This window comes from Pseudomonas sp. PDM17 (assembly GCF_014851985.1).
In the GTDB taxonomy this organism is placed as follows: domain Bacteria; phylum Pseudomonadota; class Gammaproteobacteria; order Pseudomonadales; family Pseudomonadaceae; genus Pseudomonas.
In genome coordinates this window covers 49,180-75,239 of sequence record NZ_JACVAT010000004.1, presented here as the reverse complement: position 1 = coordinate 75,239, position 26,060 = coordinate 49,180, and the positions used below count along the sequence as shown (strand labels likewise).

Sequence of the window (26,060 nt, the reverse complement as noted above, 5' to 3'; positions counted from 1 at the left end):
GGCGGATTATACCGGTGCGTTCTGGCTTGCGCCAACCGGATGCAGCGGGACCAGGAAGCGGTTGGCAAAGGCGTCGGCCGGGAGCGGGGCGCTCAGCGCGTAACCCTGGATCTGGTCGCAGCCTTCGGCTTCGAGGAAGCGTTCCTGGGCTTCGTGTTCGACGCCCTCGGCGATCACCGTGAGGTTCATGCTGCGGCCCAGGGCGATGATGGCGCGGGCGATGGCGGCGTCGTGGGGGTCGTCAGGCAGGCCGTGGACGAAGGACTGGTCGATCTTCAGGGTGTCCAGCGGTAGCTGCTTCAGGTAGCTGAGCGAGGAGTAGCCGGTGCCGAAGTCGTCGATGGCCAGTTGCACGCCCAGGTGCTTGAGGCTGTGCAGGATCGACAGGGCTTCCTCGGTCTGGTGCATGAGGAAGCTCTCGGTGATCTCCAGCTGCAGGCGCGAGGACTGCAGGTTGTAGTGGGCGAGCAGTTCGCGGATGCGTTCGACAAGGTTGGTCTGGCGCAGCTGGGCGCCGGCGAGGTTGACCGAGAGCGGGCCGAACGCGGCGTGGCTGTCCTGCCAGCGGCTCATCTGCCGGCAGGCTTCGCGCAGGACCCAGTCGCCCAGCGGCAGGATCAGGCCGTTTTCCTCGGCCAGGGGGATGAAGCGATCCGGAGAAATCGCGCCGAATTGCGGATGTTTCCAGCGGATCAGCGCTTCTGCTCCTACAAGCTGCCCGCTCGCGAGGGACAGCTTGGGTTGGTAGTAGAGCTGGAGCTGGTCGCTTTCCAGGGCACGGCGCAGTTCGTGCTCCAGGGCCATGCGTTCGGTGGCCTGGAAGGTCAGCTCACGGGTGTAGAACTCGACGCGGTTGCGGCCCTGGGCCTTGGCCCGGTACATGGCAGCGTCGGCGTTCTTCACTAGGGTGGCGACGTCGCCGCCGTCGCTGGGATAGAGGCAGATACCGATGCTGGCGCTGACGAAGAACTCCTGTTCGCCGGCGATGAACGGCTTGTCGAAGCAGACCAGCAGTTTGTTCGCCACGTGCTCGGCGTCCAGTGCGTGGTGGAGGCCGGGCAGCAGGATGATGAATTCGTCGCCGCCCTGGCGGGCCACGGTGTCGACGTCGCGCAGTTGCTCGCGCAGGCGGGTGGCGATGGATTTCAGCAGCAGGTCGCCCACGGGGTGGCCGAGGCTGTCGTTGATGTGCTTGAAACGGTCGAGGTCGAGGAACAGCACGGCGCCCTGGTGATCGTCTTCCTGGGCTTCCTTGAGCGAGGCGTTCAGGCGACTTTCGAACAGCAGGCGGTTGGGCAGGCCGGTGAGCGGGTCATGGTGGGCCTGGTAGTCGAGCCGCGCCTGGGCGTATTTGAGGGTGGAGATGTCGGCGAACACGCCGACGTAGTGGGTCAGCTCGCCGTCGGCGTTGCGCACGGCGCTGACCGTCAGCCACTCCGGGTACAGTTCCTGGTTCTTCCGCCGGTTCCAGATCTCGCCCTGCCAGTGGCCTTCGGCGTTGAGCTGGTGCCAGAGGGCGACGTAGAAACTGGTGTCATGCTGGCCGGAGGCAAGCAGGCGCGGCGAGTTGCCGAGGGCTTCCTGTTCGCTGTAGCCGGTGATTTCGCTGAAGGCGCGGTTGACCGCGACGATCTGCTGGTGCGCGTCGGTGATCATCACGCCTTCGGCGGTGCTTTCGAACACGGTGGCGGCGAGGCGGAGCTTTTCCTGCATCTGCTGCTGCTCGGTGATGTCCCGGGCGATGGTCAGCATGCAGTCGTCGCTGCCTATGGTGATGCGGTGGGCGGATAGCTCGCACAGGCGCAGGCTGCCGTCGCGGGTGCGAATCTGTGCGGTGAAGTCCGGGGCGCTGGAGGCGTTGTCGAGGATGCCCAGCAGCTTGCTGCGGTCGGCCGGGTTGGCCCACAGGCGCAGGTCGAGCGTGGAGCGCTCGGCGGCTTCTTCGCGGCTGTACCCGGTGATGCGGGTGAAGCCCTGGTTCACTTCCACCAGACGGCCGTCGCTGATGCGCGAGATGAGCATGCCGTCGGGGGAGGCGTGGAAGGCCTTGGCGAACTTTTCCTCGGAGACGCGCAGTTGTTCCTGGGTTTCCTTGACCTGGGAGATGTTGCGCACCACCACCACCAGCGCCGGGGTGTCGTCGAGGACGATGTGCTGGGCCGAGAGCAGGGCGGTGAAGCGCGTGCCGTCGCGGCGGTTGAGCGGAATCTCGACGTTGTTCAGCGGCTCGCCCTGCAGGCGTGCGAGCATCGCCGGGCCCATGCCCGGTTCGCCCCAGATGCCCAGCTCGGTGGAGGTCTTGCCCAGCGCCTCGCTGGCGGGGATGCCGATCTGCTGTTCGAAGGTGCTGTTCACCGCCAACAACTGCCCGTCGACGCGACGGGCGAGGACGATGATGTCCGGGCAGTGGTGGAACACCGAGGCGAATTTCTGTTCGGACAGGCGCAGGGCCTGCTCGGTGTGCATGGCGTCGGTGATGTCGATCATCAGGCCGCGCAGGATCATCTCGTCGTCGTGTTGGATCAGCGTGACGATGTCGCGAATCCAGACGATCCGCCCGTCGGCGGCCAGCATGCGGTAGTCGAAGCTGTGGTTGCGCCCGGCCTGGCTTTCGCTGAGGCAGAAGTGGATGGCACGCTCGGCGTCTTCCGGGTGCAGGGTGCGCTGCCAGAAGCCGGGTTCCAGCCAGTCCTTGATCGGGTAGCCGAGCAGCCGCTGGGCGTGGGGCGAGACGTAGGTGAAGCGGTTTTCCGCCAGGCGCATTTCCCAGGCGATGGCGGTGAGGCTTTCCACCAAGCCGCGGTAGTGCTGCTCGCTGTCGCGCAGGGCCTGCTCGAGCTTCTCGCGGCGCTGCATCTCGCCGCGCAGACGGCGGTTCATGGTGAACAGCACCAGCAGGGTGAGGGCGGTGAGCAGGGCGATGGGGAGCACGACGCGGAACAGCTCGGGCCAGACGCTGCGGCGATCTACCAATCCGCCGACCCAAGGCGCCTGGAGCGCCTCGATCTGTTCGGGCTTCATATCGGCGAGCACCTTGTCGAGGATTCCCAGCAGGATGGTCTGCTCTTTGGGGACGGCCATTGCCAACTGGTAGCGGTACGGCGTCTCGCCGCTGATCTGAAGGCCTTCTAGCTTGAGCTGGCGCAGATTCCAGACGCTGGACGCGAGGTCGCCGACGAAGGCGTCTACCTGACCGGTGGCCAGCGCCTGCAGGCCGGCGGCGATGCTTGGTAGCGGCTGCAGGTTCAGGTCGGGGTGGTTGGCGACCAGCAGCTCGTGAGGCGCGTAGTGGGCCACCACGCCGACTCTCAGGCCGTACAACTCCTTCACGTTCGCCGGCTCCGGCCCGTTGCGGCGGGCGAGGATGATGATCGGAAAGTCGAGGTAGGGGCGGGTGAAGCTGAGGTAGTCGAGGCGGGTGGGCGTGGCCATGACGCCGGGAAGCAGGTCGACCTGGTCGGCGCGGGCCTGTTGCAGCAGGTCGTTCCAGTCCTTCGGTTCGACCGACTCCAGCTTCACCTTGAGCTGTTCGCTGAGGTATTCCACGTACGCCGGGGCGAGACCCTGGTAGAGGCCTTGCGCGTCACGGAACTCAAAGGGAGGCCAGGAGGCGTCCACGCCCAGACGCAGCGTGGGATGCGCCTGCAGCCACTGCTGCTCCTCGGGCGTGAGGCTCAGGGCGAATGCCTGTCCCGCCCAGAATGCGAGGCACCACAGTAGAACTGCCTGCAGACGCGGCATGAAGGGCCTCATTCCAGGGGGGACTATGCCGAAGTGTAGACGTGGCACTTTGCCCGATGGAAGGCCCAAAGAAAAACCCCCGGTTTTGGCCGGGGGTTCTTCGTCACTCGTCGAGGAAGGAGCGCAGATGCTCGCTTCGAGACGGGTGGCGCAGCTTGCGCAGCGCCTTGGCTTCGATCTGGCGGATACGCTCGCGGGTTACATCGAACTGCTTGCCGACTTCCTCGAGGGTATGGTCGGTATTCATGTCGATGCCGAAGCGCATGCGCAGGACCTTGGCTTCACGAGCGGTAAGGCCGGCGAGGACTTCGCGGGTGGCTTCCTTGAGGCTCTCGCTGGTCGCCACTTCGATCGGCGACTGCATGGTGGAGTCCTCGATGAAGTCGCCCAGATGCGAGTCTTCGTCGTCACCGATCGGCGTTTCCATGGAGATCGGTTCCTTGGCGATCTTCAGGACCTTGCGGATCTTGTCTTCCGGCATGTCCATGCGTTCGCCCAGCTCTTCCGGGGTCGGTTCACGGCCCATCTCCTGCAGCATCTGGCGGGAGATACGGTTGAGCTTGTTGATCGTCTCGATCATGTGCACCGGAATACGGATGGTGCGGGCCTGGTCGGCGATCGAGCGGGTGATCGCCTGGCGAATCCACCAGGTGGCATAGGTCGAGAACTTGTAGCCGCGACGGTATTCGAACTTGTCCACCGCCTTCATCAGGCCGATGTTGCCTTCCTGGATCAGGTCGAGGAACTGCAGGCCGCGGTTGGTGTACTTCTTGGCGATGGAGATCACCAGACGCAGGTTCGCCTCCACCATCTCCTTCTTCGCACGACGGGCTTTCGCCTCGCCGATGGACATGGAGCGGTTGACGTCCTTGATCTCGGCAACGGTCAGCTGCGAGCTGGCTTCCAGGTCGACCAGCTTCTGCTGGTTGCGCAGGATGTCGTCACGCAGGCGCTCGATGGCCTCGGCGTACTTGGGCTTGCCCTTGAGTACGGAGTCGACCCAGGCGGTGTCGGTTTCGTGGCCGGGGAACTGGCGCAGGAAGTCGGCACGCGGCATGCGGGCATCACGCACGCACAGTTGCATGATGGCGCGTTCCTGGCGGCGGACGCTGTCCAGCGAATCGCGGACCTTGGCGACCAGCACGTCGAATTGCTTGGGCACGAGCTTGATCGGCATGAACAGTTCGGCCAGGGCGACCAGTTCTTCGGTCGCCTGCTTGCTGCCGCGACCGTGCTTCTTCAGGGCTTTCTTGGCTTTTTCCAGCTGCTCGGAAACGGCGCCGAAGCGACGAGCGGCTTCTTCCGGATCCGGACCACCGTCGCCTTCTTCTTCCTCGCTGTCGCCGTCGGACTCTTCGTCCTCTTCGTCCTTATCCTTGTCCTTGGCTTCGGCGTCGTCTTTCAGACCGACCGGCTCGACTTCTTCGGCCGGCAGGGTGCCGTCATCCGGGTCGATGTAGCCACTGAGGACGTCAGACAGGCGGCCGCCTTCGGCGACGATGCGGTTGTACTCTTCGAGAATGCCGTCCACCGCGCCCGGGAACTGGGCGATGGCACTCATGACCTCGCGGATGCCTTCCTCGATGCGTTTGGCGATTTCGATCTCGCCTTCGCGGGTCAGCAGTTCCACGGTACCCATTTCACGCATGTACATGCGCACCGGGTCGGTCGTGCGGCCAACGTCGCTCTCTACCGCGGCAAGGGCGGCAGCAGCTTCTTCGGCGGCAGCTTCATCGGTATCGGTTTCCGCCAGCAGCAGGGCATCCGCATCCGGGGCTGTCTCGAATACGTTGATCCCCATGTCGTTGATCATGCGGATGATGTCTTCTACCTGTTCCGGATCAGAGATATCCTCCGGCAGGTGGTCGTTGACCTCCGCGTAAGTCAGGTAACCCTGCTCACGACCGCGGGTGATCAACTCTTTGAGACGAGATTGCTGTTGCGCTTTTCCGGACATAACACCCTATCCACTGAAGGTCTTGGCGGGCTGAAATAAGCCGAGGATTATACCAGATTCGAGGCTTCAGGCGCCAGTTCAGCTCTGGCTGCCTGTTGAAGAGGGGGTGCTGTAGTGCTCCCGCAGTAACGCTTTCTCTTCGTCGGTCAGTTCACTGGGATTCTTTCGCAGCACACTGTGCAGGCGGGCTTCGCGGCTGCTGAGCAGTTGGTTGTGTGCAAGTGTAGTAATGGTGTCGACGAACTGCTTTTCAAGATTGCCGTCATCGATCAGCCATTCTTTCCCCGCCAGCACCTGTAGCAGGCGCCCTTGGGGTGTTCCGTGCCAGCGCGCGATGAGGTGCATCGAGCTCTGTTTCGGATTCTTCTGCAACGCTTCGACCAGGGCCGCGAGCAGTTGCGAGTAGGTCTGTCCCTCGTTGGAGAAGTGGCTCGCATCCTCGACGCTCTGCGCCAGTTGAGGATGGTGCAACAGGGTGCGCAGCGCGGTCAGGGTCGGCGATTCGACGCTGATCTCGGTACGTGGCTGGCGCGGCGTAAAGTCGCCTTTCTTGCCCTTGCCGTCCCATTTGCGATCGCCCTTCCAGGGCTTCTTGCCCTGCTTGGCGCCGCCGTTGCCGGCGGAAAATTCCTGCGGCGCCTCGAAGTAGTTCGAAGCATCCTGGTAGTGACTGTCGCCATGCTCTGCGAACTGGCCGGCGAACTGGCCCATGTCGTAGTCGGCGTATTCGTGGGCGTGCTGCTCTGAGCCCTGCGTCTTGGTCGGAGCGGGCGCCTGGCTGGGCTTGCCCTGCCCGGTGAGGCCCGAGCGCGGCGCGCTGATCTGGCTGAGCGCCTCGGCGGACAGCCCGGTGATCTCGCCCAGGCGCTGGCGCATCAGCAGGCGCAGGGTGTTGCCGGGGATTTTTTCCAGCAACGGCCCGGCCAGGGTCGCCAGGTGCGCCTTGCCTTCCAGCGTGCTGGGGTCGGCTTCCTGGGTCAGTTGCTGGAAGAAGTAGTCCGCCAGCGGCTGGGCCTGGTGGGCGAGGCGGGCGCGGAACGCGTCCGGGCCTTCGGCGCGTACCAGGCTGTCCGGGTCCTCGCCCTCGGGCAGGAACAGGAAGCGCACCTTGCGCCCGTCCTGCAGGTTGCTCAGTGCCGACTCCAGTGCGCGCCAGGCGGCGTTGCGGCCGGCCTGGTCGCCGTCGAAGCAGAAGAGGATGTTCGGCACGATGCGGAACAGCCGCTTGATGTGTTCTTCGCTGGTGGCCGTGCCCAGGGTGGCGACCGCATTGCGGATGCCTTGCTGGGCCAGCGCGATGACGTCCATGTAGCCTTCGACCACCATGATCTCGTCGAGATCCCGGTTGTTCTTCCGGGCCTCGTACAGGCCGTAGAGCTCCTGTCCTTTATGGAAGACCGGGGTTTCCGGCGAGTTCAGGTATTTCGGTTTGTCGTCGCCCAGCACCCGGCCGCCGAAAGCGATCACCCGGCCGCGGCTGTCGCGAATGGGGAAGATCACCCGGTCGCGGAAGCGGTCGTAGCGCTTGCCGCTGTCGGGGTTTTCCACCAGGAGGCCTGCATCGAGCATGGCCTTGAGCTGCAGGTTGTCGCCGCCCAGGTTTTTCAGCAGGTTGTCCCAGCCCGGCGGCGCGAAGCCCAGGCCGAAGTCGCGGGCGATCTCGCCGGTGAGGCCGCGTCCCTTGAGGTATTCCACCGCTGCCTTGCGCGCCGGGTGGCCTTTCAGCGCCTGGCGGTAGAACTCGGCAGAGGCAGCCAGCAGCGGGTAGAGCGGCGAGTCGACCGGCTGTCGGGGCTTGTTGCCGCGCCGGCCTTCCTCGCGGGGGATGTCCATGCCGGCGCGCTTGGCCAGGTCCTCCACTGCCTGGACGAAGTCCAGCTGGTCGTGGTCCATGATGAAGCCGAGAGCGTTGCCGCCGGCGCCGCAGCCGAAGCAGTAATAGAACTGCTTGTCCGGGCTGACGGTGAAGGAGGGTGTCTTCTCCTTGTGGAACGGGCAGCACGCGCTGTAGTTCTTGCCGGTCTTCTTCAGCTGGATGCGCGAACTCACCACATCGAGAATGTCGGTGCGGTTGAGCAGGTCATCGATGAAGGATTGTGGAATCAGGCCGGCCATAGACTCATCGGGACGCAGGGTGGACCCAAGCATAGCGCGGGGCGTTGAGGCCGCTAGCGAGGCTTGAGACTAAGCATGGGGCTGGAAAAGCAAAAACTCCGAAGTCCGCGAATGCGAATCGGAGTGGGGTGCCTTGTTTCAGGCACTCGCCCGGCGAGTGGGCCGGGCGATGCGGAAAGCGTGCGACGAAGCGCTGTAACTCAGTACAGGCGCTCGCGGCGGCGCTGTTCGCGCTGCACTTTCTTGGCGTGACGCTTAACAGCGGCAGCGGCCTTGCGCTTACGCTCGGCGGTCGGCTTTTCGTAGAACTCACGGCTACGGACTTCGGCCAGTACGCCTGCTTTTTCGCAGGAGCGCTTGAAACGACGCAGAGCTACGTCGAAGGGTTCGTTCTCTTTAACTTTGACGGCGGGCATCCAGGTCGTACCTTCAATGATTACCGGAGGATTTATCGCGCTCCTGACGGTTGTTCGGAGTCGGCGGTTTTCAAGGGTTGCGGATATTAAACGTTCGGAAGGAGGAATGCAAAGCCTCCGATCGAAAAGCACTGGTCCGAAGCCCAGCCGGCGATTATGATGCGCGGCTTCAATTTTGCCCAGAGTAAAGGCTCAAACCCATGCTAGTGCTGGGGTTGGAAACCTCCTGCGACGAGACCGGCGTCGCCTTGTACGACAGCGAAAAAGGCCTGCTGGCCGACGCGCTGTTCAGCCAGATCGACCTGCACCGCATCTATGGCGGCGTGGTTCCCGAGCTGGCCTCCCGTGATCACGTCAAGCGCATGCTGCCGCTGATTCGCCAGGTGCTGGATGAGTCCGGCCGGACTGCCGAAGACATCGATGCCATCGCCTACACCGCCGGCCCCGGCCTGGTGGGCGCGCTGCTGGTCGGCGCGTCCTGCGCCCAGGCCATGGCGTTTGCCTGGGGTATACCGGCCGTCGGCGTGCACCATATGGAAGGCCACTTGCTGGCGCCGATGCTCGAAGAGCAGCCGCCACAGTTCCCGTTCGTCGCCTTGCTGGTGTCCGGCGGCCATACCCAACTGGTGCGGGTGGATGGCATCGGCCAGTACCAGGTGCTCGGCGAGTCGGTGGACGACGCGGCCGGCGAAGCCTTCGACAAGACCGCCAAGCTGCTTGGTCTGGCCTATCCCGGTGGTCCGGAAATCGCACGTCTGGCCCAGAGCGGCACCGCTGGTCGCTTCGTCTTCCCGCGCCCGATGACCGACCGTCCGGGCCTGGATTTCAGCTTCAGCGGCCTCAAGACTTTCGCCCTGAACACCTGGCAGCGCTGCGTGGCCGAAGGTGACGACAGCGAGCAGACCCGCTGCGACATCGCCCTGGCGTTCCAGACGGCGGTGGTCGAGACCCTGACCATCAAGTGCAAGCGCGCGCTCAAGCAGACTCACCTGAAGAGCCTGGTGATCGCCGGTGGCGTCAGCGCCAACCAGGCCTTGCGCCAGCATCTGGAAAAGATGCTCGGCGAGATGAAGGGCCAGGTGTTCTATGCCCGCCCGCGCTTCTGTACCGATAACGGCGCGATGATCGCCTATGCTGGCTGCCAGCGGCTGGTGGCCGGGCAGCAGGACGGCCCGTCGATCGGCGTCCAGGCGCGTTGGCCAATGGAGTCGCTGCCGGCGATCTGAATAATGAAGCTGCAAACGACGCGGCCCATGCTCTGAGCGGCATGGGCCGTTTTTTCGCTTGCAGCGTGGTACGCGGGCCGGGAAGCTCGCGGCTTTAGAAGTGACGTTCGCGTCCAGCGATCAGGTCGCGCAGGTTGCTGCGGTGACGCCAGACGATCAGGCCGGTGAGTGCGGTCATTGGCAGCAGCGCCGAAGGCTCCTGCCAGGCCAGCAGCGGCAGGGTCAGTGGCGTGGCCACCAGGGAAGCCAGCGAACTGGTGCGTGACAGCTTGAAGGTCACCAGCCAGGCCACTGCCGCGAGCAGGGCGGCCGGCGGGTACAGCGCCAGCAGCATGCCGGCGGCGGTGGCGACGCCCTTGCCGCCACGGAAGTTGAAGTACAGCGGGTAGAGGTGGCCGATCACCGCTGCCAGCCCGATCCAGGCCTGCTCCACGTCGGACAGGCCGATCATCCGGGCGAAAAGAACCGGAACCAGCCCCTTGGCGAGATCGCCGAGCAGGGTGAGGATGGCGATCTTCCTCCCGGCCAGGCGCAGCATGTTGGTGGCGCCGGGATTGCCCGAGCCGCTGGCGCGCGGGTCTGCTGTGCCGAACAGGCGGCTGAGGAGTACCGCGAAGGACAGTGATCCGAGCAGGTAGGCGAGGATCGCCAAGAACCAGAACATGGTTTCCACCGGAGACGAGGTCGTTTCCGATTCTAACGGGGCGCCGGCCGCTTGTCGTGTCGCCTTGGAGCATGCAGTCAGTGGACAGAGTTTTCATCGAGGGGCTGGAAGTGGACACCGTGATCGGCGTCTACGACTGGGAAAGGGGTATCCGGCAGTGCCTGCGCCTGGACCTGACGCTGGGTTGGGACAACCGCCCGGCGGCGGCCGACGACGATATTGCCAAGGCCCTGGACTACGCCGTGCTCTCCGAGCGGGTCATGGCTTTCGCCCGTGACGCGCATTTCCAGCTGGTGGAAACCTTCGCCGAGCGCCTGGCCGAGTTGCTGATGGCGGAGTTCGGCATTCAGTGGCTGCGCCTGAAAGTCACCAAGCCCGGCGCCGTCGCGGCTGCCATCGGCGTGGGTGTGGAGATCGAACGCGGATGCCGCTGACGACGGTCTACCTCGGGTTGGGCAGCAATTTCGACCGTGAGCGCCATCTGCTCGCCGGGTTGGAGGCGCTGGACGGTTTCCTCGAGGACATCCACTGCTCGCCGGTCTTCGAGAGCGAGCCGGTGGGCATCCGCAGCGGCCCCTTCTACAACTTCGTGATCGTCGCACGCACCGACCTGCCATTGGCGGAGCTGAGCCTGCGGCTCAAGCATATCGAGGCGGACAACGGTCGCTATGCGCCGGAGCGCAAGGGTCTGCCGCTGGATATCGACGTGCTGCTATATGGCGACCTGCACGGGGAGTTCGACGGCCTGACGCTGCCGCGCGCGGAGGTGCTGAAGAATGCCTTCGTGCTCTGGCCGCTGGCGTTGCTGGCGCCTGAAGTGAAGCATCCGGGAGCGCAGCGTTCGTTTGCCGGACTCTGGGCGGACGCGCAGATCGGGCAGAAACTCTGGCCGGTGCCCTTCCAGTGGCGCGGTGTGGAGCTGACACCGGCGGCGCTGATCGAGGCGCATCCGACAGCTTGACGCCTCATTTGTAGGAGCGCCCCATGGGCGCGATCGCGGGCATGGACCGTTCCTACAGTGAGAGTTCGTCGTTGGAGGGGCGATCCCTCCGCGGTGCTGTCAGGCGGCGTGGCTTTCCTTGTAGGCCTTCAGTGCTGTCAGCCGCTCACGCTTGAGCGCTTCGCCTAGCTCGGCACCCTTGTATCCCTTGTCCAGCAATGGCTGCACCGCGACCGAGCGGGCGGCCTGTGCTGCGCCGCGCAGGTACTCGGCCTGCGGGTATTCGCGATCCTCCAGCCCGTGGCGGCCGCGGGCGTCCATCTCGCTGGCGGCGAGAAACTCTTCGAAGCGCTGCGGCCGGCGGTAGACGTCGAAGGATTGCAGCAGCTCAAGGATGGTGTTTGGCCGCAGCTCCAGCGCGCGGTGGCAGTGGGTGTGGTACTCGCCGACCAGTCGCGCCAGCTCCTGGCAATCTCGCGGGACCTTGAAGCGTGCATTGATCGCGTCGATCAGCGGCAGGCCCAGGTGTTCGTGGGCGTGGTGTTTGGGCCACTCTTCCTTGCGCGTCTCTCCCTTGCCCACGTCATGGAGCAGGCAGGCCCAGCGCACGCTCAGCGGTTGATCGTGCCTGGCGCACTCGCGCAGTACGGCCAGCACGTGCTCGCCGCTATCCACTTCCGGGTGGTGCTGCGGCGGTTGCGGCACGCCGAACAGCGCATCGACTTCCGGCATCAGCACGGCCAGGGCGCCACAGTCGCGCAAGACCTGGATGAACACGTCCGGGCGCGATTCCATCAGGGCGCGGGAGATTTCCTTCCAGCTGCGTTCGGCGGTCAGCGCTTCCAGTTCGCCGGATTCCGACAGCTTGCGCATCAGCGCCAGGGTTTCCGGCGCCACGGCGAAGCCCATCGGCGCATAGCGGGCGGCGAAGCGCGCAACGCGCAGCACGCGCAACGGGTCTTCGGCGAAGGCCGGGGAGACGTGGCGCAGCAGGCGGGCTTCGAGGTCTTTCTGGCCGTGGTAGGGATCGACGACCTGGCCGTCATTGCCCTCGGCCATGGCGTTGATGGTCAGGTCGCGGCGGATCAGGTCTTCTTCCAGGGTGACGTCGGGACTGGCGTAGAAGGTGAAGCCGCCATACCCGCGCCCGCTTTTGCGCTCGGTGCGGGCGAGGGCGTATTCCTCGCCGGTCCTGGGGTGGAGGAAGACCGGGAAGTCGGCGCCCACCGGGCGGTAGCCCTGGGCGAGCATTTCGTCGGCGCTGGCGCCGACCACCACCCAGTCGGTGTCGCTGAAGGGGATGCCGAGCAGGCGGTCGCGCACGGCGCCGCCCACCTTGTAGATCTGCATGAAGCTGTCTCCTGTTCTGGGGGATAGCTTCGGGGTTTGCGGCGGGTGGGGCAAGCGCAGCGGCGGGAGGGGGCGCCTGCGGCGCCGGTCGCGGGCATGGCCCGCTCCTACAGGAAGTTCTGGTTCAAGGCGTGGCGACGGGGACCTGCTGGAGCAGCGCGCCGATGGCGTCCTGCAGCAGGGCGGCGCTGGAGTGCGCGGGGCTCAGGCCGGTGCTGACGGTGCCTTCCCAGAGCGTCTGCTCCTGCGCGTCGGTCAGGCGCAGGCGTAGGGTGCCGGTCTCATCGCGCAGGCGGTGGATGGCGAGGTAAGGGCCGAGCGGGTCGGGTGGCGGCACGTCGACCTTGAACTCCAGCGGCGCGTCCTGCAGCGCCAGCCAGTAGTAGACGCGCAGCTGCGGCGCGGCGCTTTCACGGTAGCCGCGCTCGATCAGGCCCTGGCGCACCTGGGCGTTGATCAGGGGGTAACGGCTGCGGTAGGGCAGGGCATCGACGGCATTTTCCGGCGGCATCAGCTGGAAGTCGCGTAGCCCGGCCAGTCGCGCATCGGCGGGATGCGCGACCTGGGCGTGCGGGACGGGGTTGCTGCAGGTCGCGACAGCAAGGCAGAGCAGGAGAATGGCGAACAGACGCATGGCGGTCTCCAGCGGGGTTGCCGCCATGCTTGTCACGCCTGCTGCCCCGGTCAACCGATCAAATGGGTGGGATGATCAGGTCGAGACGCGGGTAGCCCTCCTCGCTGTCGCGTTCACCCTTTGGGGGCATGTGGAAGGTGTTGACGATGTTCTCGCCCTGCAGGGTTTCCAGGTGGATGTCGAAGCCCCACAGGCGGTGCAGGTGCTTGAGCACGTCGTCGGTGGATTCGCCCAGCGGTTTGCGGTCGTGCTGCTGGTGGCGCAGGGTCAGCGAGCGGTCGCCGCGGCGGTCGACGTCCCAGATCTGGATGTTCGGCTCGCGGTTGCCGAGGTTGTACTGCGCGGCCAGGGTTTCGCGGATCTTGCGGTAGCCGTCGTCGTCGTGGATGGCGTCGACCAGCATGTCGTCCTTCTGGTCGTCGTCGAGGATGCTGAACAGCTTGAATTCGCGGATCACCTTGGGCGAGAGGAACTGCAGGACGAAGCTCTCGTCCTTGAAGCTCTTCATGGCGAACTTGATGGTGGCCAACCAGTCGCTGCCGGCGATGTCCGGGAACCAGCGTTTGTCTTCCTCGGTGGGGTTCTCGCAGATGCGGCGGATGTCGCGGTACATGGCGAAGCCCAGCGCGTAGGGGTTGATGCCGCTGTAGTAGGGGCTGTCGAAGCCGGGCTGGTAGACCACGCTGGTGTGGTACTGGAGGAACTCCATCATGAAGCCATCGCTGACCAGGCCTTCGTCGTAGAGGTCGTTGATCAGGGTGTAGTGCCAGAAGGTCGCCCAGCCTTCGTTCATGACCTGGGTCTGGCGCTGCGGGTAGAAGTACTGCGCCACCTTGCGCACGATGCGCACCACTTCTCGCTGCCAGGGCTCAAGCAGCGGGGCGTTCTTCTCGATGAAGTAGAGGATGTTTTCCTGCGGCTCGCTGGGGTAGCGGGCCAGGCCCTGCTCCTTGTCCTTGCCGCCGGCCTTGGGAATGGTCCGCCAGAGGTCGTTGACCTGCCGCTGGATCTGCTCCTCGCGTTCCTTCTGGCGCTGCTTCTCTTCCTCGGCGGAGATCGGGTAGGGCCGCTTGTAGCGGTCCACGCCGTAGTTCATCAGGGCGTGGCAGGAGTCCAGCAGGTCTTCCACGGCGTCGATGCCGTGACGTTCTTCGCACTTGTTGATGTAGGACTTGGCGAACACCAGGTAGTCGATGATCGAGGTGGCGTCGGTCCAGGTGCGGAACAGGTAGTTGCCCTTGAAGAAGCTGTTGTGCCCGTAGCAGGCGTGAGCGATCACCAGTGCCTGCATGCACTGGGTGTTCTCTTCCATCAGGTAGGCGATGCAAGGGTCGGAGTTGATCACGATCTCGTAGGCCAGGCCCATCTGACCGCGCTTGTAGTTCTTTTCCGTGCTGAGGAAGTGCTTGCCATAGGACCAGTGGTTGTAACCGATGGGCATGCCGACGGAGGCGTAGGCATCCATCATCTGCTCGGCGGTGATCACTTCGATCTGGTTGGGGTAGGTGTCCAGTGCATAACGCTCGGCGAGGCGACTGATCTCGCGGTCGTATTGCTGGATCAGCTCGAAGGTCCACTCCGAGCCGGTGGCGATCGGCTGGCGCTTGCTCATGCGACTAGCCTCCTCTGGAACAGCTCGCGGAACACCGGGTAGATGTCCGAGGCGGAGACGATCTGCTGCTGGGCGAAGCTGTCTTCGAAGGTATCGCGGATCTTCTCGTACTCGAACCACAGCGCCTGGTGCTCGCGCGGGGTGATCTCGACGTAGGTGTAGTACTGGACGAAGGGCATGATCTGCTTCATCAGGATGTCGCGGCAGACCGGCGAGTCGTCGTTCCAGTTGTCGCCGTCCGAGGCCTGGGCGGCGTAGATGTTCCACTCGTTGGTGGGATACCGCTCGGCCATCACTTCCTGCATGAGTTTCAGGGCGCTGGAAACGATGGTCCCGCCGGTCTCGCGGGAATAGAAGAACTCCTCCTCGTCCACCTCGCGGGCGCTGGTGTGGTGGCGGATGAACACCACCTCGATCTTCTCGTAGTTCCGCTTGAGGAACAGGTAGAGAAGGATGAAGAAGCGCTTGGCGATGTCCTTGGTGGCCTGGGTCATGGAGCCGGAGACGTCCATCAGGCAGAACATCACGGCCTTGGAGGTCGGGTTGGGCTGCTTCACCAGCAGGTTGTACTTGAGGTCGAAGGTATCGAGGAACGGCACCTTGTCGATGCGCGCGCGCATGCCGGCGATCTTCTGCTCAAGTTCCTGGATATCGCCGAGGTTGTCCGGTTCCTCGCGTTTCAGGCGGTCGAGCTCCGCTATCGCTGCACGTAGCTTGCCGCGGGTGGAGCCGGACAGGGCAATGCGCCGCGCGTGGGCCGAGCGCAGGGTGCGCACGATGTTGATGCGTGAGGGGTTGCCTTCGTTGCTGATGCCGGCGCGCACGGTCTTGAAGGTGTCGCTGCCGGTGAGGTGGCGCTTGACCAGGTTGGGCAGCTCCAGATCCTCGAACATGAAGTCGAGGAACTCCTCCTGGGTGATCTGGAAGACGAAGTCGTCCATCCCGTCACCCTGGTTACTCGCCTTGCCGGCGCCACGGCCACCGCCGCCGCCCTGGGGGCGCGGGATGTGTTCGCCGGTGGTGAATTCCTTGTTGCCGGGGTGGATCACCGTCTGGCGACCGCCACGACCATGATGCAGGACCGGCTCGTCGATATCGCGGCCAGGAATACTGATTTGCTCGCCGTGTTCCATGTCGGTGATGGAGCGGCGGCTGACGGCCTCTTCGACGGCCTTCTTGATGTGCTCACGGTAACGCCGCAGGAAGCGCTGGCGATTCACCGTGCTCTTGTTCTTGCCGTTCAGACGCCGGTCGATGACGTAGCTCATGAATGCTCCTCAGGGCCTGCTGCGTAGCGGCGTGGAGCCGCCACGGACAGGTCCGAATGCGACGGCGACCGGCGCGGCGGGAATGCCGCCGCGCCGATGGCAGACTACTGCGACTTGCGAACCCGCAGATACCATTCCGACAGCAGGCGCACCTGCTTCTCGGTGTAGCCGCGCTCGACCATGCGTTTGACGAAGTCGTTGTGCTTCTGCTGATCCTCCTTGCTCGCCTTGGCGTTGAAGCTGATGACCGGCAGCAGGTCCTCGGTGTTGGAGAACATTTTCTTCTCGATCACCACACGCAGCTTCTCGTACGACAGCCAGCTGGGGTTCTTGCCGTTGTTGCCGGCGCGAGCGCGCAGCACGAAGTTGACGATTTCGTTGCGGAAATCCTTCGGGTTGCTGATGCCAGCCGGTTTCTCGATCTTCTCCAGCTCCTCGTTGAGGGCGGCGCGGTTGAGGATCTCGCCGGTTTCCGGGTCGCGGTATTCCTGGTCCTGGATCCAGAAGTCGGCGTACAGCACATAGCGGTCGAAGATGTTCTGGCCATACTCGCTGTAGGACTCCAGGTACGCGGTCTGAATTTCCTTGCCGATGAACTCGACGTAGCGCGGGGCCAGGTATTCCTTCAGGAAGCGCAGGTAGCGCTCGCGGGTTTCCGGCGGGAACTGCTCCTGCTCGATCTGCTGTTCCAGCACGTAGAGCAGGTGCACCGGGTTGGCAGCGACTTCATGCGGGTCGAAGTTGAATACCTTGGAAAGGATCTTGAAGGCGAAGCGGGTGGAAAGCCCGGACATGCCCTCGTCCACACCGGCGGTGTCGCGGTATTCCTGGATGGACTTGGCCTTGGGATCGGTGTCCTTGAGGTTTTCGCCGTCGTAGACGCGCATCTTCGAGTAGATGTTGGAGTTCTCCGGCTCCTTCAGACGCGACAGCACGGAGAACTGCGAGAGCATCTTCAGGGTGTCCGGCGCGCAGTGGGCGTGCGCCAGCGAGCTGTTGATCAGCAGCTTGTCGTAGATCTTGATCTCGTCGGAGACGCGCAGGCAGTACGGCACCTTGACGATGTAGATCCGGTCGATGAAGGCCTCGTTGTTCTTGTTGTTGCGGAAGCTGTGCCATTCCGATTCGTTGGAGTGGGCGAGGATGATACCGCTGTAGGGCAGCGAGCCGAGGCCCTCGGTGCTGTTGTAGTTGCCCTCCTGGGTCGCGGTGAGCAAGGGGTGCAGGACCTTGATCGGTGCCTTGAACATCTCGACGAATTCCATCAGGCCCTGGTTGGCCCGGCACAGCGCGCCCGAGTAGCTGTAGGCGTCGGCGTCGTTCTGCGGGAATTCTTCCAGCTTGCGGATATCCACCTTGCCGACCAGCGCTGAGATGTCCTGGTTGTTCTCATCGCCCGGTTCGGTCTTGGCGATGGCGATCTGGTTGAGGATCGAGGGGTGCAGCTTGACCACGCGGAACTGGCTGATGTCGCCACCGAACTCGTTGAGGCGCTTGGTGGCCCAGGGCGACATCACCGAGCGCAGGTAGCGGCGCGGGATGCCGTAGTCTTCCTCGAGGATGGCGCCGTCTTCGTCCGGGTTGAACAGCCCCAGGGGCGATTCGAACACCGGCGAGCCCTTGATCGCATAGAAGGGCACGTGCTCCATCAACTGCTTGAGCTTCTCGGCGAGGGAGGATTTACCACCGCCGACCGGGCCCAGGAGGTAAAGGATCTGTTTCTTCTCTTCCAGGCCTTGGGCGGCGTGGCGGAAGAAAGAGACGATCTGGTCGATGCACTCTTCCATGCCATGGAAGTCGGCAAAGGCCGGGTATCGGCGGATCACCTTGTTGGAGAATATTCGCGACAGGCGGGAATCGACGGATGTGTCGAGTAGCTCAGGCTCGCCGATGGCCATCAGTATCCGCTCGGCGGCGGTGGCATAGGCGATCTTGTCCTGCTTGCAGAGATCCAGGTACTCCTGGAGGGAGTACTCTTCTTGACGGGTCGCTTCGAAGCGTTCCTGGAAGTGACTGAAAATGCTCATGACGTCTCCTCGCTCGATGCATGGAGCCGGCGCCGGATCGGTCTGTGCGGGTGCGGTCGGGCTGCCAGTGCTTACCGGCGAGAATCCCCCAGAACTCCAACGGAACCTGGCCACTGCCCTGATCCGCCCCAATGGTCACTGCCGATTAACCGGAAGCCGGTGTGCCGGCTCTCCCTTTTTTGGATGGCCTGAGGGAAAGGATAGTTCGTTCTTCAGTGTGTAAAGGACGAAAGAGCGAGAAGTTACAGATTTTTTGAAGGGGCTAATCCGCCCCTTTCGTAGGGGCTTTCAGTCGGAGCCGCCAGCGCTGGTATCCGCGGGGTAGACGCTGCGCCACAGTTCGAAGCCGCCATCGAGGCTGTAGACCTCGGAGAAGCCCTGTTGGACGAAATAGGCTGCCGCACTCTGGCTGGAGTTGCCGTGGTAGCAGACCACGACCAGCGGTGCGTCCATGTCGGCCTCGCGGATGAAGTCGGCCACCGAGTAGTTGTCGATGTGCCGCGAGCCGCTGATGTGGCCCGTCGCGTAGCTTTGCGGGTCGCGGATGTCGACGACCTGGGCGCCGCTTTCGCGCAGTTGCTGGGCCTGGTCGGGGGCGATGCGCTTGAAGTCGCTCATGGGGTTACCTCGCAAGGCGCGCAGCCTGTGGCTGCGCTGCAATCATTCATTCTGGTTTATCGGCGCAGCTGCAGTGGATGCGCTCGAGGGTATCGACGTTCATCAGCGTCATGCTGCCGCCCCACACGCAGCCGGTGTCGAGGGCGAACAGGCCGGGGACATCGCACTGGCCTTCCAGTGCGGCCCAGTGGCCGAAGATGATCTTGCGTCCGGCGGCCTTTCGTTCGGCAAAGCTGAACCAGGGGGCGTAGCCAGGAGGCGCGGTGTCCAGGCCTTCCTTGGATTTCAGGTCGAGCTTGCCGTCGGGGGTGCAGAAACGCATGCGCGTGAAGTAGTTGGTGATCACCCGCAGGCGCGCGATGCCGGTGAGCTTTTTGTCCCACTTGGCAGGCTCGTTGCCGTACATGCCATCGAGGAACATCGGTAGCTGGGCGTCGTCGCGCAGGGCAGCTTCGACTTCGGCGGCGCGTTGCAGGGCCTTGTCGATGTCCCATTGCGGCGGGATGCCCGCGTGCACCAGGGTCATGTCGCGCTGGGCGTCGTGGTGCACCAGCGGCATTTGCCGCAGCCATTCGATCAGTTGCGCGCAGTCCGGCGCCTCGACGATCTCGCGCAGGGTGTCGTTCTTCTTCAGGCGCTCGGCGTTGTAGGCGACGGCGATCAAGTGCAGGTCATGGTTGCCCAGCACGCAGACCAGCGAATCGCGCATGCCAAAAAGGAAGCGCAGGGTTTCCAGCGACGCCGGGCCGCGGTTGACCAGGTCGCCCACCAGCCACAGCTTGTCCCGGGCCGGGTCGAACTTTACCTGCTCCAGGAGGCACTTGAGCGGTTCCAGGCAACCCTGCAAGTCGCCGACGGCGTAGGTGGCCATCAGTGCAGCGCCCCCGGTACGGCGAGGCGGAATGCCGGGATATCTGCGTCGAAGTGGTGACCGTCGGTGGCGACCATCTGGTAGCTGCCGTGCATGCTACCGACCTTGGTCGCCATCACGGTGCCGCTGGTGTAGGTGTGGCTGGCGCCCGGTTCGATCAGCGGTTTCTCACCGACCACGCCGGCGCCGCGCACTTCCTGCACATGGCCGTCGCCGTCGGTGATGATCCAGTGGCGAGTCAGCAGCTTGGCGGCCAGCTCGCCGTGGTTGTGGATGGTCACGGTGTAGGCGAACACGTAGCGCTGCTGCTCCGGCTGGGATTGCTCGGGCAGGTGGCGGGTGGTGACGCTGACGCTGACCTGGTAGCGGGGGTCGCTCATGCGCTCGGTCCTTGCTCGGCTTCCGGGTTGGTTTCGCTGTAGCGGTTGGCCAGGCTGACGAAGTCGGCAACGCTCAACTGCTCCGGGCGCAGGGTCGGATCGACGCCGGCGGCTTCGATGTCCTCGACGCTCATCAGCGTGCGCAGGGTGTTGCGCAGGGTCTTGCGGCGCTGGTTGAAGGCTTCGCGGACGATGCGCTCCAGTATGCGGTGATCCTTGGCCGGGTGCGGCGGTTCGGCGTAGGGCACCAGGCGGACGATGGCCGATTCGACCTTGGGCGGCGGGTTGAACGCGCCGGGGCCGACGGTGAACAGGTAATCCACGCGGCAGAAGTACTGCACCATGATCGACAGGCGGCCCCAGTCGCCGTTGCCCGGCTCGGCGGCCAGGCGCTCCACCACTTCCTTCTGCAGCATGAAGTGCATGTCCTGGATCAGCGAGGCATGGTCCAGGAGGTGGAAGATCAGTGGGGTGGAGATGTTGTAGGGCAGGTTGCCGACCACGCGCAGCTTGTCCTCGGCAGAGGCCATGAGGGTTGCGAAGTCGAACTTCATGGCGTCGCCCTGGTGCAGGCTGAAGTTGGGCTTCAGGCCGAAGCGCCATTTCAGTTGCGGGATCAGGTCCAGATCGAGCTCGATCACGTCGAGCTTAGCGCCGCTGTCCACCAGGCCTTCGGTCAGGGCGCCTTGGCCCGGGCCGATTTCCAGCAGGTGCTGGCCTTCCTTGGCGGCGATGGCGCGCAGGATCTTGTGAATCACCCCGGCGTCATGCAGGAAGTTCTGCCCAAAGCGTTTACGGGCGCGGTGCTGGAAGAGTTCGGACATCGAGGGCTCCGGAGAGCAGCCGGGCGCCTGTGGCGGCCGGCTGGAGGCGGAAAAACCATCAGTTTACCAGCCCGGCGCGGCCAGCACGAAACGCTGGCCGAACGGAATGCCCGGGATCAGCGCGCGCCAGCGCCGGCTTCGGCCATCTGGTAGGCGGTTTCCAGGGCGACCTGCAGGCTGCCGCTGTCGATCCGGCCGGTGCCGGCGAGGTCCAGTGCGGTGCCGTGGTCCACCGAGGTGCGGATGATCGGCAGGCCCAGCGTCACGTTCACCGCCGCGCCGAAGCCCTTGTACTTGAGCACCGGCAGACCCTGGTCGTGGTACATCGCCAGCACGGCATCGCAATGCTCCAGGTGCTTGGGAGTGAACAGCGTGTCGGCCGGTAGCGGGCCGATCAGTTGCATGCCCTCGCTGCGCAGGCGTTCCAGGGTCGGTTCGATCACGTCGATCTCTTCGTGGCCGAGGTGGCCGCCCTCGCCGGCGTGGGGGTTCAGGCCGCAGACCAGGATGCGCGGATTGGGCAGGCCGAACTTGTCGCGCAGGTCGGCGTGCAGGATGCGGGTGACACGCTCCAGACGATCCGGGGTGATGGCATCGGCAATCTGCCGCAGTGGCAGGTGGGTGGTCACCAGCGCAACGCGCAGGCCGCGTGTGGCGAGCATCATCACCACCTGGGCGGTGTGGGTGAGGTCGGCGAGGAATTCGGTGTGGCCGGAGAAGGCGATTCCGGCCTCGTTGATCACGCCCTTGTGTACCGGCGCGGTGATCATCCCCGCGAAATGCCCGTCCAGGCAGCCCTGGCCGGCGCGAGTCAGGGTCTCCAGTACGTAGGCGGCGTTGGCCTGGTTCAGCTTGCCCGGTTCGACCGGGGCGGCCAGCGGTGTATCCCAGACATACAGGGTGCCGGCCGGAGCGGCGACGCTGGGCCACTGGCCGGGACCAACATCCTGCAGGTCGATGTTCAGCCCTAGCAGGGCAGCGCGCTGGGCCAGCAGTTCACGGCTGGCGACGGCGACCAGCGGGTGCGGTTGCGCTTCGCGGGCCAGCAGCAGGCAGAGATCGGGGCCGATGCCGGCGGGCTCGCCGGGGGTGAGGGCGAAAAGGTGGGAAGTGCTCATCAGGGGCTCTCGAATCGGGAGTTGCAGCGGATGGGCCTACTCTACGACGAAGCCCCGGTTCTTCGAAGCTTTCGACAAGCAAAAAGAAACCCGGCCATGGCCGGGTTTCTTTACTGAGCGACTCGCGCTGCTTACTGCTTGATCTCGACGTAGGCTTCGTCGCGGATCTGGCGCAGCCAGGCCTGCAGTTCCTCGTCGTACTTGCGTGCGCGGAGGGTCTGGGCGGCTTGTTGCTCGCGGAACTTGTCGCTGCTGTCGGTGGCGCGGCGACCGAGGACTTCCAGCACGTGCCAGCCGAACGGCGAGCGGAACGGCTTGGTGACCTGGCCTTGCGGAGCGTTGTTCATCACCTCGCGGAATTCCGGTACCAGGGACTCCGGGTCGACCCAGTTGAGGTCGCCACCGTTGAGCTTGGAGCCCGGGTCTTCGGAGAACTTCTTCGCCAGATCACTGAAGCTTTCGCCGGCCTGGATACGCTCGTAGAGCTTCTCGGCCAGGCGCTGGGTCTCTTCTTCGCTGCGGATCTCGCTGGGCTTGAGCAGGATGTGGCGGACGTGGACTTCGTCACGCAGCATCTTGCTGCCACCGCGCTTCTCTTCCAGTTTGATGATGATGAAGCCGCCCGGGGTGCGGACTGGCTCGGTCACGTCGCCCACGGCCAGGCTACCGACCATGCTGTCGAACGGGGACGGCAGCTGGGCAGCCTTGCGCCAGCCGATCTCGCCGCCTTCCAGGGCGTTGTCGCCAGCCGAGCGGGACACTGCCAGCTGGCCGAAGTCCGCGCCCTGCTTGAGCTGCTCGTACATTTCCTGAGCCTGACGGGCTGCCGCCTGCACGGTTTCCGGCGAGGCGCTGTCGGGGACCGGGATCAGGATGTTGGCCAGGCGGTACTCTTCGGAGAGCTGGATCTTGCCGAGGTCGGAGGCGAGGAAGTTCTGCACTTCCTGCTCGCTGACCTGGATGCGCTCGGCCACACGGCGCTGGCGCACCCGGCTGATGATCATCTCGCGGCGCACCTGCTCGCGGGCCTCGTCGTAGGACAGGCCGTCGTGGGACAGGGCGGCACGGAACTGGTCCAGGCTCATGTTGTTGCGCTGGGCAATGGTGCCCATGGCCTGGTTCAGCTCTTCATCGGTGATACGAACGCCGGAGCGGTCACCGATCTGCAGCTGGATGTTCTCGATGATCAGCCGTTCGAGCACCTGCTGGGTCAGCACGTGCTCGGGCGGCAGCGGCGCACCGCGCTTCTGGATGGTTGCACGGACTTCGCGCAGGCGTTGGTCCAGCTGGCTCTGCATCACCACGTCGTTATCGACGATGGCGACCACGCGATCCAGCGGAACCACTTCGGCGTGCACGACGGAACTTGCCAACAGCGCGCCCAGCATCAGCGGGCGCAGGGCCTTACATAGCATTGTCTTCACGTTGACGATAACCCTGGATACCTTGGTCGAGGAAGCCTTCCACCTGGTTGCCAACCACGCCGCCAAGGCCTTTCAAGATGATTTGAAGGAAGATACCGCGGTCGGCCTTGGACGTGGAGGTCACGAATTCCTCGTCGTCGTAGTCGACCCAGTAGCGATTGATCAGGCGCAGCTTCCAGCAGCAGCTGTCGTACTCGAAGCCACCGAAGGCTTCCAGCGTGCGGCTCTGGTTGTAGTCGAACTGCCAGCGGCCGATGGCGGCCCACTGCGGCAGGACTGGCCAGATGAACGAGAAGTCATGCTGTTCGATCTTGTACTCGTCGCTGCCGTACTCGAACTGGCCGGTGTTCGGGTTGAAGCGCTTGCTGTCCGCACGGTAGCGGTAGCCGGCGTTCAGCACCTTGCGGGGATCGGCTTCGGGCTGGTAGTGGAACATCAGGTTACCGTTGTCGGTATGGTTGGTGTTCGGGTTCCAGTTGAAGTCCGAGCTGGCGTACCAGTCGTGGTTGAAGCGGTAGACGCCGGTGAGCGCGTAGGGCGAGCGCCAGGTGTCGGCGTCCGGGTTCTTCGCGCCACTGGCGGCCAGATCGTTCTCGGTCAGGCCGGGCAGTTGCACGCGTCGGTCGCTGAAGTAGTAGATCTGGCCGGCGGCAATGTAGGCGCGCTCGAAGCCATCGTCTTCGATGAAGCGCGACCCCAGGCCCAGGGACAGCTGGTTGGCGTCGCCGATGCGGTCACGGCCGGTAAAGCGGTTTTCACGCCACAGCGAGTCGTAGCTGAAGGTGAACTCGCCGGTGTCGAAGGTCGGCAGGTTGTCCTGGTCCTTGTACGGGACGTACAGGTACATCGCGCGCGGTTCCAGGGTCTGGCGGAACTTGGTGCCGGCAAAGGTGGTGTCGCGGTCGAAGTACAGACCGGAGTCCAGCTTGGCCAGGCCGAGCGAACGATCCGGGCTGCTGTCGTAGTCGATGTAGGACGGCAGCGTGGCTTTGCCTTTGCCATCCAGGTCCAGGTCGTACTTGGTGTACAGCGCCTTGACCGTCGGGGTCATGAAGCCCCAGCTGCGGTTCATCGGCAGGCTGATGCCCGGCTCGGCGTGGAAGCGATCGCCGGTAGCCCGCGCCAGGCCCCGGATGTTGGTGTCCGGGCGTGGATAGAGCGTCGGATTGTCGACGTCGATCCGGTAGTAGCCTTCATCCAGATCGCGGTCGAAGCGCACGGCCTCGGTGCTGTAGGTGAAGTTCAGACCGCCTGGGTTGAACGGCAGTTTGCCGTCCAGGGTGAGCTGCGGCAGGCGATCATACGGGGTGACGTCGGTCACGGTCGCCAGTTGGTAGGACTGCGCGTTCAGCTTGGCGGTGTAGCTGTCGCCACGGTAGGTCAGGATGCCCTGCTGGTTGACGAAGGTCGGCGAGCCGATGCCCAGCGAAGTATCCAGGTCCTGGAAGTAGTACGGGTCGCTGATGCGGGTGTAGTCGACCTGCGCCAACAGGCGCGAATCCAGGCCGCTGGTGTTTTTCCAGCCATACAGCCAACGGGTGTCGGTGTACTGCGGGAAGTCCTTGCGGTCGTCGTTCTTGTCGTTCAGGTAGGCCGCGGTGACCTCGCCTTCGCTGCTGTGGGTCAGGTAGCGGAACTCGCCTTCCATCAGCAGGCCGCGCTTGACCATGTAGTGCGGGTACAACGTGGCGTCGTAGTTGGGCGCCAGGTTGAAGTAGTACGGCGTGGTCAGCGTGAAGCCGGTGTCGGTCGAGCTGGCGAAGGAAGGCGCCAGGAAGCCGGACTGACGACGGTTGTCGATCGGGAAATAGATGTACGGGGTGTAGAAGACCGGAATGTCCTTCACCCGCAGGGTCGCGTTGGTCGCGGTGCCGAAGCCGGTGGCCGGATTCAGCTTGATGTTGTTGCCCTTGACGACCCAGGCGTTGCTGCCCGGCTCGCAACGGGTGTAGGTGCCGTCCTTGAGCTGGATGATCGCGTCTTCCTGGCGCTTGGCGTACAGCGCGCTGCCGCGGATCTGCGCCTGGTGCATGACGTACTCGGCGTTGTCGATCTTCGCCGCGCCATTGTCCAGTTGCAGCTCGGCGTGGTCGCCGACGATCAGAGCGCCGTTGTCACGCAGCTTGACGTTGCCGACCAGCTCGCCGCGGTTCTCGGCCTGGTGCAGGTTGGCCTCGTCGGCCTCCACCTGCATGCTGCCCTGGCGCAGGACCACGTTACCCGCGAGGGTGGCAATCTGTTTTTCCTGCTCGTAGCGGGACACTTTTGCCGAAACGTAGGTCGGAGCCTCGTCGTTGGGCGTCTTGTCGTTCATGCCCGGACGGATCGGCTCGACATAGGCACCGCTGCAATACGGGCCCATTTCCGCCTGCTGGGCGGCGGTGAGCTTGTCGCGCGGGATCCAGTCGAGGTGGCTGTAGTCGCTGCTGCGCGACTTCAGACCGCGGCCGCCGGACTCGGTGACCAGCTGCTTCGGCTCTTCGCCGGCGCTGCTGCTCGAGCTGCCCGAGGACTTCGAGCTGCTGGCGGCGGCGGTGCCGCCGGCGCTGACCGAGCTGGCGCCGTGCTGTGGGCGCGGTACGCTGCTGGCGCTGTTCTGCGAGGAACAGTCCCAGGCGCCGGACGCGGAGGGCTGGCAGGCGAACTGCTCACCGGGTGCCGCGGTCACAGAGGCGAGCGGCTGGATAGCCAGCAGGCCACCGGTCACCAGTAAGGGGAATTTTCTACGGAACACGGGGAAATTCACTGCCATCTTGTTAATCCGGGCTTCCTGCGAGCCATCGGCCCAAAGCGGACCGCACGCCTCTCGATGGGCTCAAAAAGATGCTGGATAATAAAGCATGACCCGCGCAACGGCTAGGGCCGTGGAGAACCC

Annotated in this window: 20 protein-coding genes; 3 read left to right on the top strand and 17 right to left on the bottom strand. The window is 64.4% G+C overall.

The features are described from left to right. Nucleotides 1–6: 6 nt before the first annotated feature. The 4 genes from IB256_RS14550 to rpsU form a co-directional block, all read right to left on the bottom strand. Nucleotides 7–3,741 carry a bifunctional diguanylate cyclase/phosphodiesterase gene (locus tag IB256_RS14550; RefSeq protein WP_192403035.1) on the bottom strand — a complete coding sequence of 1,245 codons (3,735 nt, stop codon included), beginning with the start codon at nucleotides 3,739–3,741 and terminating at the stop codon, nucleotides 7–9. A 103-nt stretch (nucleotides 3,742–3,844) separates the two neighbouring features. Continuing rightward, entirely contained in the window at nucleotides 3,845–5,698 is a 1,854-nt protein-coding gene (rpoD, locus tag IB256_RS14545) for an RNA polymerase sigma factor RpoD (RefSeq protein WP_192296260.1), read from the bottom strand. A gap of 78 nt (nucleotides 5,699–5,776) precedes the next feature. Further along, on the bottom strand, nucleotides 5,777–7,813 hold the full coding sequence (gene dnaG, locus IB256_RS14540; protein WP_192296259.1) for a DNA primase: 2,037 nt from the start codon (nucleotides 7,811–7,813) through the stop codon (nucleotides 5,777–5,779). A gap of 200 nt (nucleotides 7,814–8,013) precedes the next feature. Next, on the bottom strand, nucleotides 8,014–8,229 hold the full coding sequence (gene rpsU, locus IB256_RS14535) for a 30S ribosomal protein S21 (RefSeq protein WP_003085057.1): 216 nt from the start codon (nucleotides 8,227–8,229) through the stop codon (nucleotides 8,014–8,016). Nucleotides 8,230–8,429: 200 nt separating this feature from the next. Here rpsU and tsaD point away from each other — a divergent pair, with 200 nt between their 5' ends. Then, a complete protein-coding gene (gene tsaD / locus IB256_RS14530; RefSeq protein WP_192296258.1) occupies nucleotides 8,430–9,455 on the top strand; it encodes a tRNA (adenosine(37)-N6)-threonylcarbamoyltransferase complex transferase subunit TsaD in 1,026 nt (341 codons plus the stop codon). 94 nt (nucleotides 9,456–9,549) lie between these two features. Here the strand turns inward: tsaD and plsY are convergent, their stop codons facing one another. Then, on the bottom strand, nucleotides 9,550–10,119 hold the full coding sequence (gene plsY / locus IB256_RS14525) for a glycerol-3-phosphate 1-O-acyltransferase PlsY (RefSeq protein ID WP_192403033.1): 570 nt from the start codon (nucleotides 10,117–10,119) through the stop codon (nucleotides 9,550–9,552). 80 nt (nucleotides 10,120–10,199) lie between these two features. On the opposite strand from plsY, the gene folB reads away from it, so the two are divergent. Continuing rightward, nucleotides 10,200–10,553: a dihydroneopterin aldolase gene (gene folB, locus IB256_RS14520; RefSeq protein ID WP_015475255.1), complete on the top strand. Its 354-nt coding sequence runs from the start codon at nucleotides 10,200–10,202 to the stop codon at nucleotides 10,551–10,553. Continuing rightward, complete coding sequence (gene folK, locus IB256_RS14515; RefSeq protein ID WP_192296256.1) at nucleotides 10,544–11,080, top strand: 2-amino-4-hydroxy-6-hydroxymethyldihydropteridine diphosphokinase; 537 nt, start codon at nucleotides 10,544–10,546, stop codon at nucleotides 11,078–11,080. The genes folB and folK overlap by 10 nt, the downstream gene beginning before the upstream one ends. 99 nt (nucleotides 11,081–11,179) lie before the next feature. Here folK and IB256_RS14510 read toward each other — a convergent pair whose 3' ends face one another. From IB256_RS14510 to IB256_RS14455, 12 genes are all read right to left on the bottom strand, one after another. Then, nucleotides 11,180–12,409, bottom strand: coding sequence for a multifunctional CCA addition/repair protein (locus IB256_RS14510; protein ID WP_192403031.1), 1,230 nt, complete (start codon nucleotides 12,407–12,409; stop codon nucleotides 11,180–11,182). A 124-nt stretch (nucleotides 12,410–12,533) separates the two neighbouring features. Further along, a complete protein-coding gene (locus IB256_RS14505; RefSeq protein WP_192403548.1) occupies nucleotides 12,534–13,043 on the bottom strand; it encodes a DUF4136 domain-containing protein in 510 nt (169 codons plus the stop codon). A 58-nt stretch (nucleotides 13,044–13,101) separates the two neighbouring features. Next, nucleotides 13,102–14,655, bottom strand: a complete 1,554-nt coding sequence (locus IB256_RS14500) for a SpoVR family protein (protein ID WP_192296253.1) — start codon at nucleotides 14,653–14,655, stop codon at nucleotides 13,102–13,104. Next, nucleotides 14,652–15,923 (bottom strand): YeaH/YhbH family protein, encoded by a 1,272-nt coding sequence (locus tag IB256_RS14495; RefSeq protein WP_045212721.1) that lies wholly within the window; start codon nucleotides 15,921–15,923, stop codon nucleotides 14,652–14,654. Before IB256_RS14495 ends, IB256_RS14500 begins: the two co-directional genes overlap by 4 nt. 104 nt (nucleotides 15,924–16,027) lie before the next feature. Beyond that, nucleotides 16,028–17,950: a PrkA family serine protein kinase gene (locus IB256_RS14490; protein ID WP_045212719.1), complete on the bottom strand. Its 1,923-nt coding sequence runs from the start codon at nucleotides 17,948–17,950 to the stop codon at nucleotides 16,028–16,030. 288 nt (nucleotides 17,951–18,238) lie between these two features. Next, complete coding sequence (gene glpE, locus IB256_RS14485) at nucleotides 18,239–18,568, bottom strand: thiosulfate sulfurtransferase GlpE (RefSeq protein WP_045212715.1); 330 nt, start codon at nucleotides 18,566–18,568, stop codon at nucleotides 18,239–18,241. Between the two features lie 46 nt (nucleotides 18,569–18,614). After that, entirely contained in the window at nucleotides 18,615–19,439 is an 825-nt protein-coding gene (locus IB256_RS14480) for a symmetrical bis(5'-nucleosyl)-tetraphosphatase (RefSeq protein ID WP_192296251.1), read from the bottom strand. Continuing rightward, complete coding sequence (apaG, locus tag IB256_RS14475; RefSeq protein WP_138213007.1) at nucleotides 19,439–19,819, bottom strand: Co2+/Mg2+ efflux protein ApaG; 381 nt, start codon at nucleotides 19,817–19,819, stop codon at nucleotides 19,439–19,441. The genes IB256_RS14480 and apaG overlap by 1 nt, the downstream gene beginning before the upstream one ends. Then, nucleotides 19,816–20,643 (bottom strand): 16S rRNA (adenine(1518)-N(6)/adenine(1519)-N(6))-dimethyltransferase RsmA, encoded by an 828-nt coding sequence (gene rsmA, locus IB256_RS14470; RefSeq protein WP_192296250.1) that lies wholly within the window; start codon nucleotides 20,641–20,643, stop codon nucleotides 19,816–19,818. The genes apaG and rsmA overlap by 4 nt, the downstream gene beginning before the upstream one ends. Nucleotides 20,644–20,759: 116 nt before the next feature. After that, nucleotides 20,760–21,761, bottom strand: a complete 1,002-nt coding sequence (pdxA, locus tag IB256_RS14465; RefSeq protein WP_192403023.1) for a 4-hydroxythreonine-4-phosphate dehydrogenase PdxA — start codon at nucleotides 21,759–21,761, stop codon at nucleotides 20,760–20,762. Nucleotides 21,762–21,892: 131 nt separating this feature from the next. Continuing rightward, a complete protein-coding gene (locus IB256_RS14460) occupies nucleotides 21,893–23,185 on the bottom strand; it encodes a peptidylprolyl isomerase (RefSeq protein ID WP_139791707.1) in 1,293 nt (430 codons plus the stop codon). Continuing rightward, a complete protein-coding gene (locus IB256_RS14455) occupies nucleotides 23,166–25,937 on the bottom strand; it encodes an LPS-assembly protein LptD (protein WP_192296248.1) in 2,772 nt (923 codons plus the stop codon). The genes IB256_RS14460 and IB256_RS14455 overlap by 20 nt, the downstream gene beginning before the upstream one ends. Between the last annotated feature and the right edge of the window lie 123 nt (nucleotides 25,938–26,060).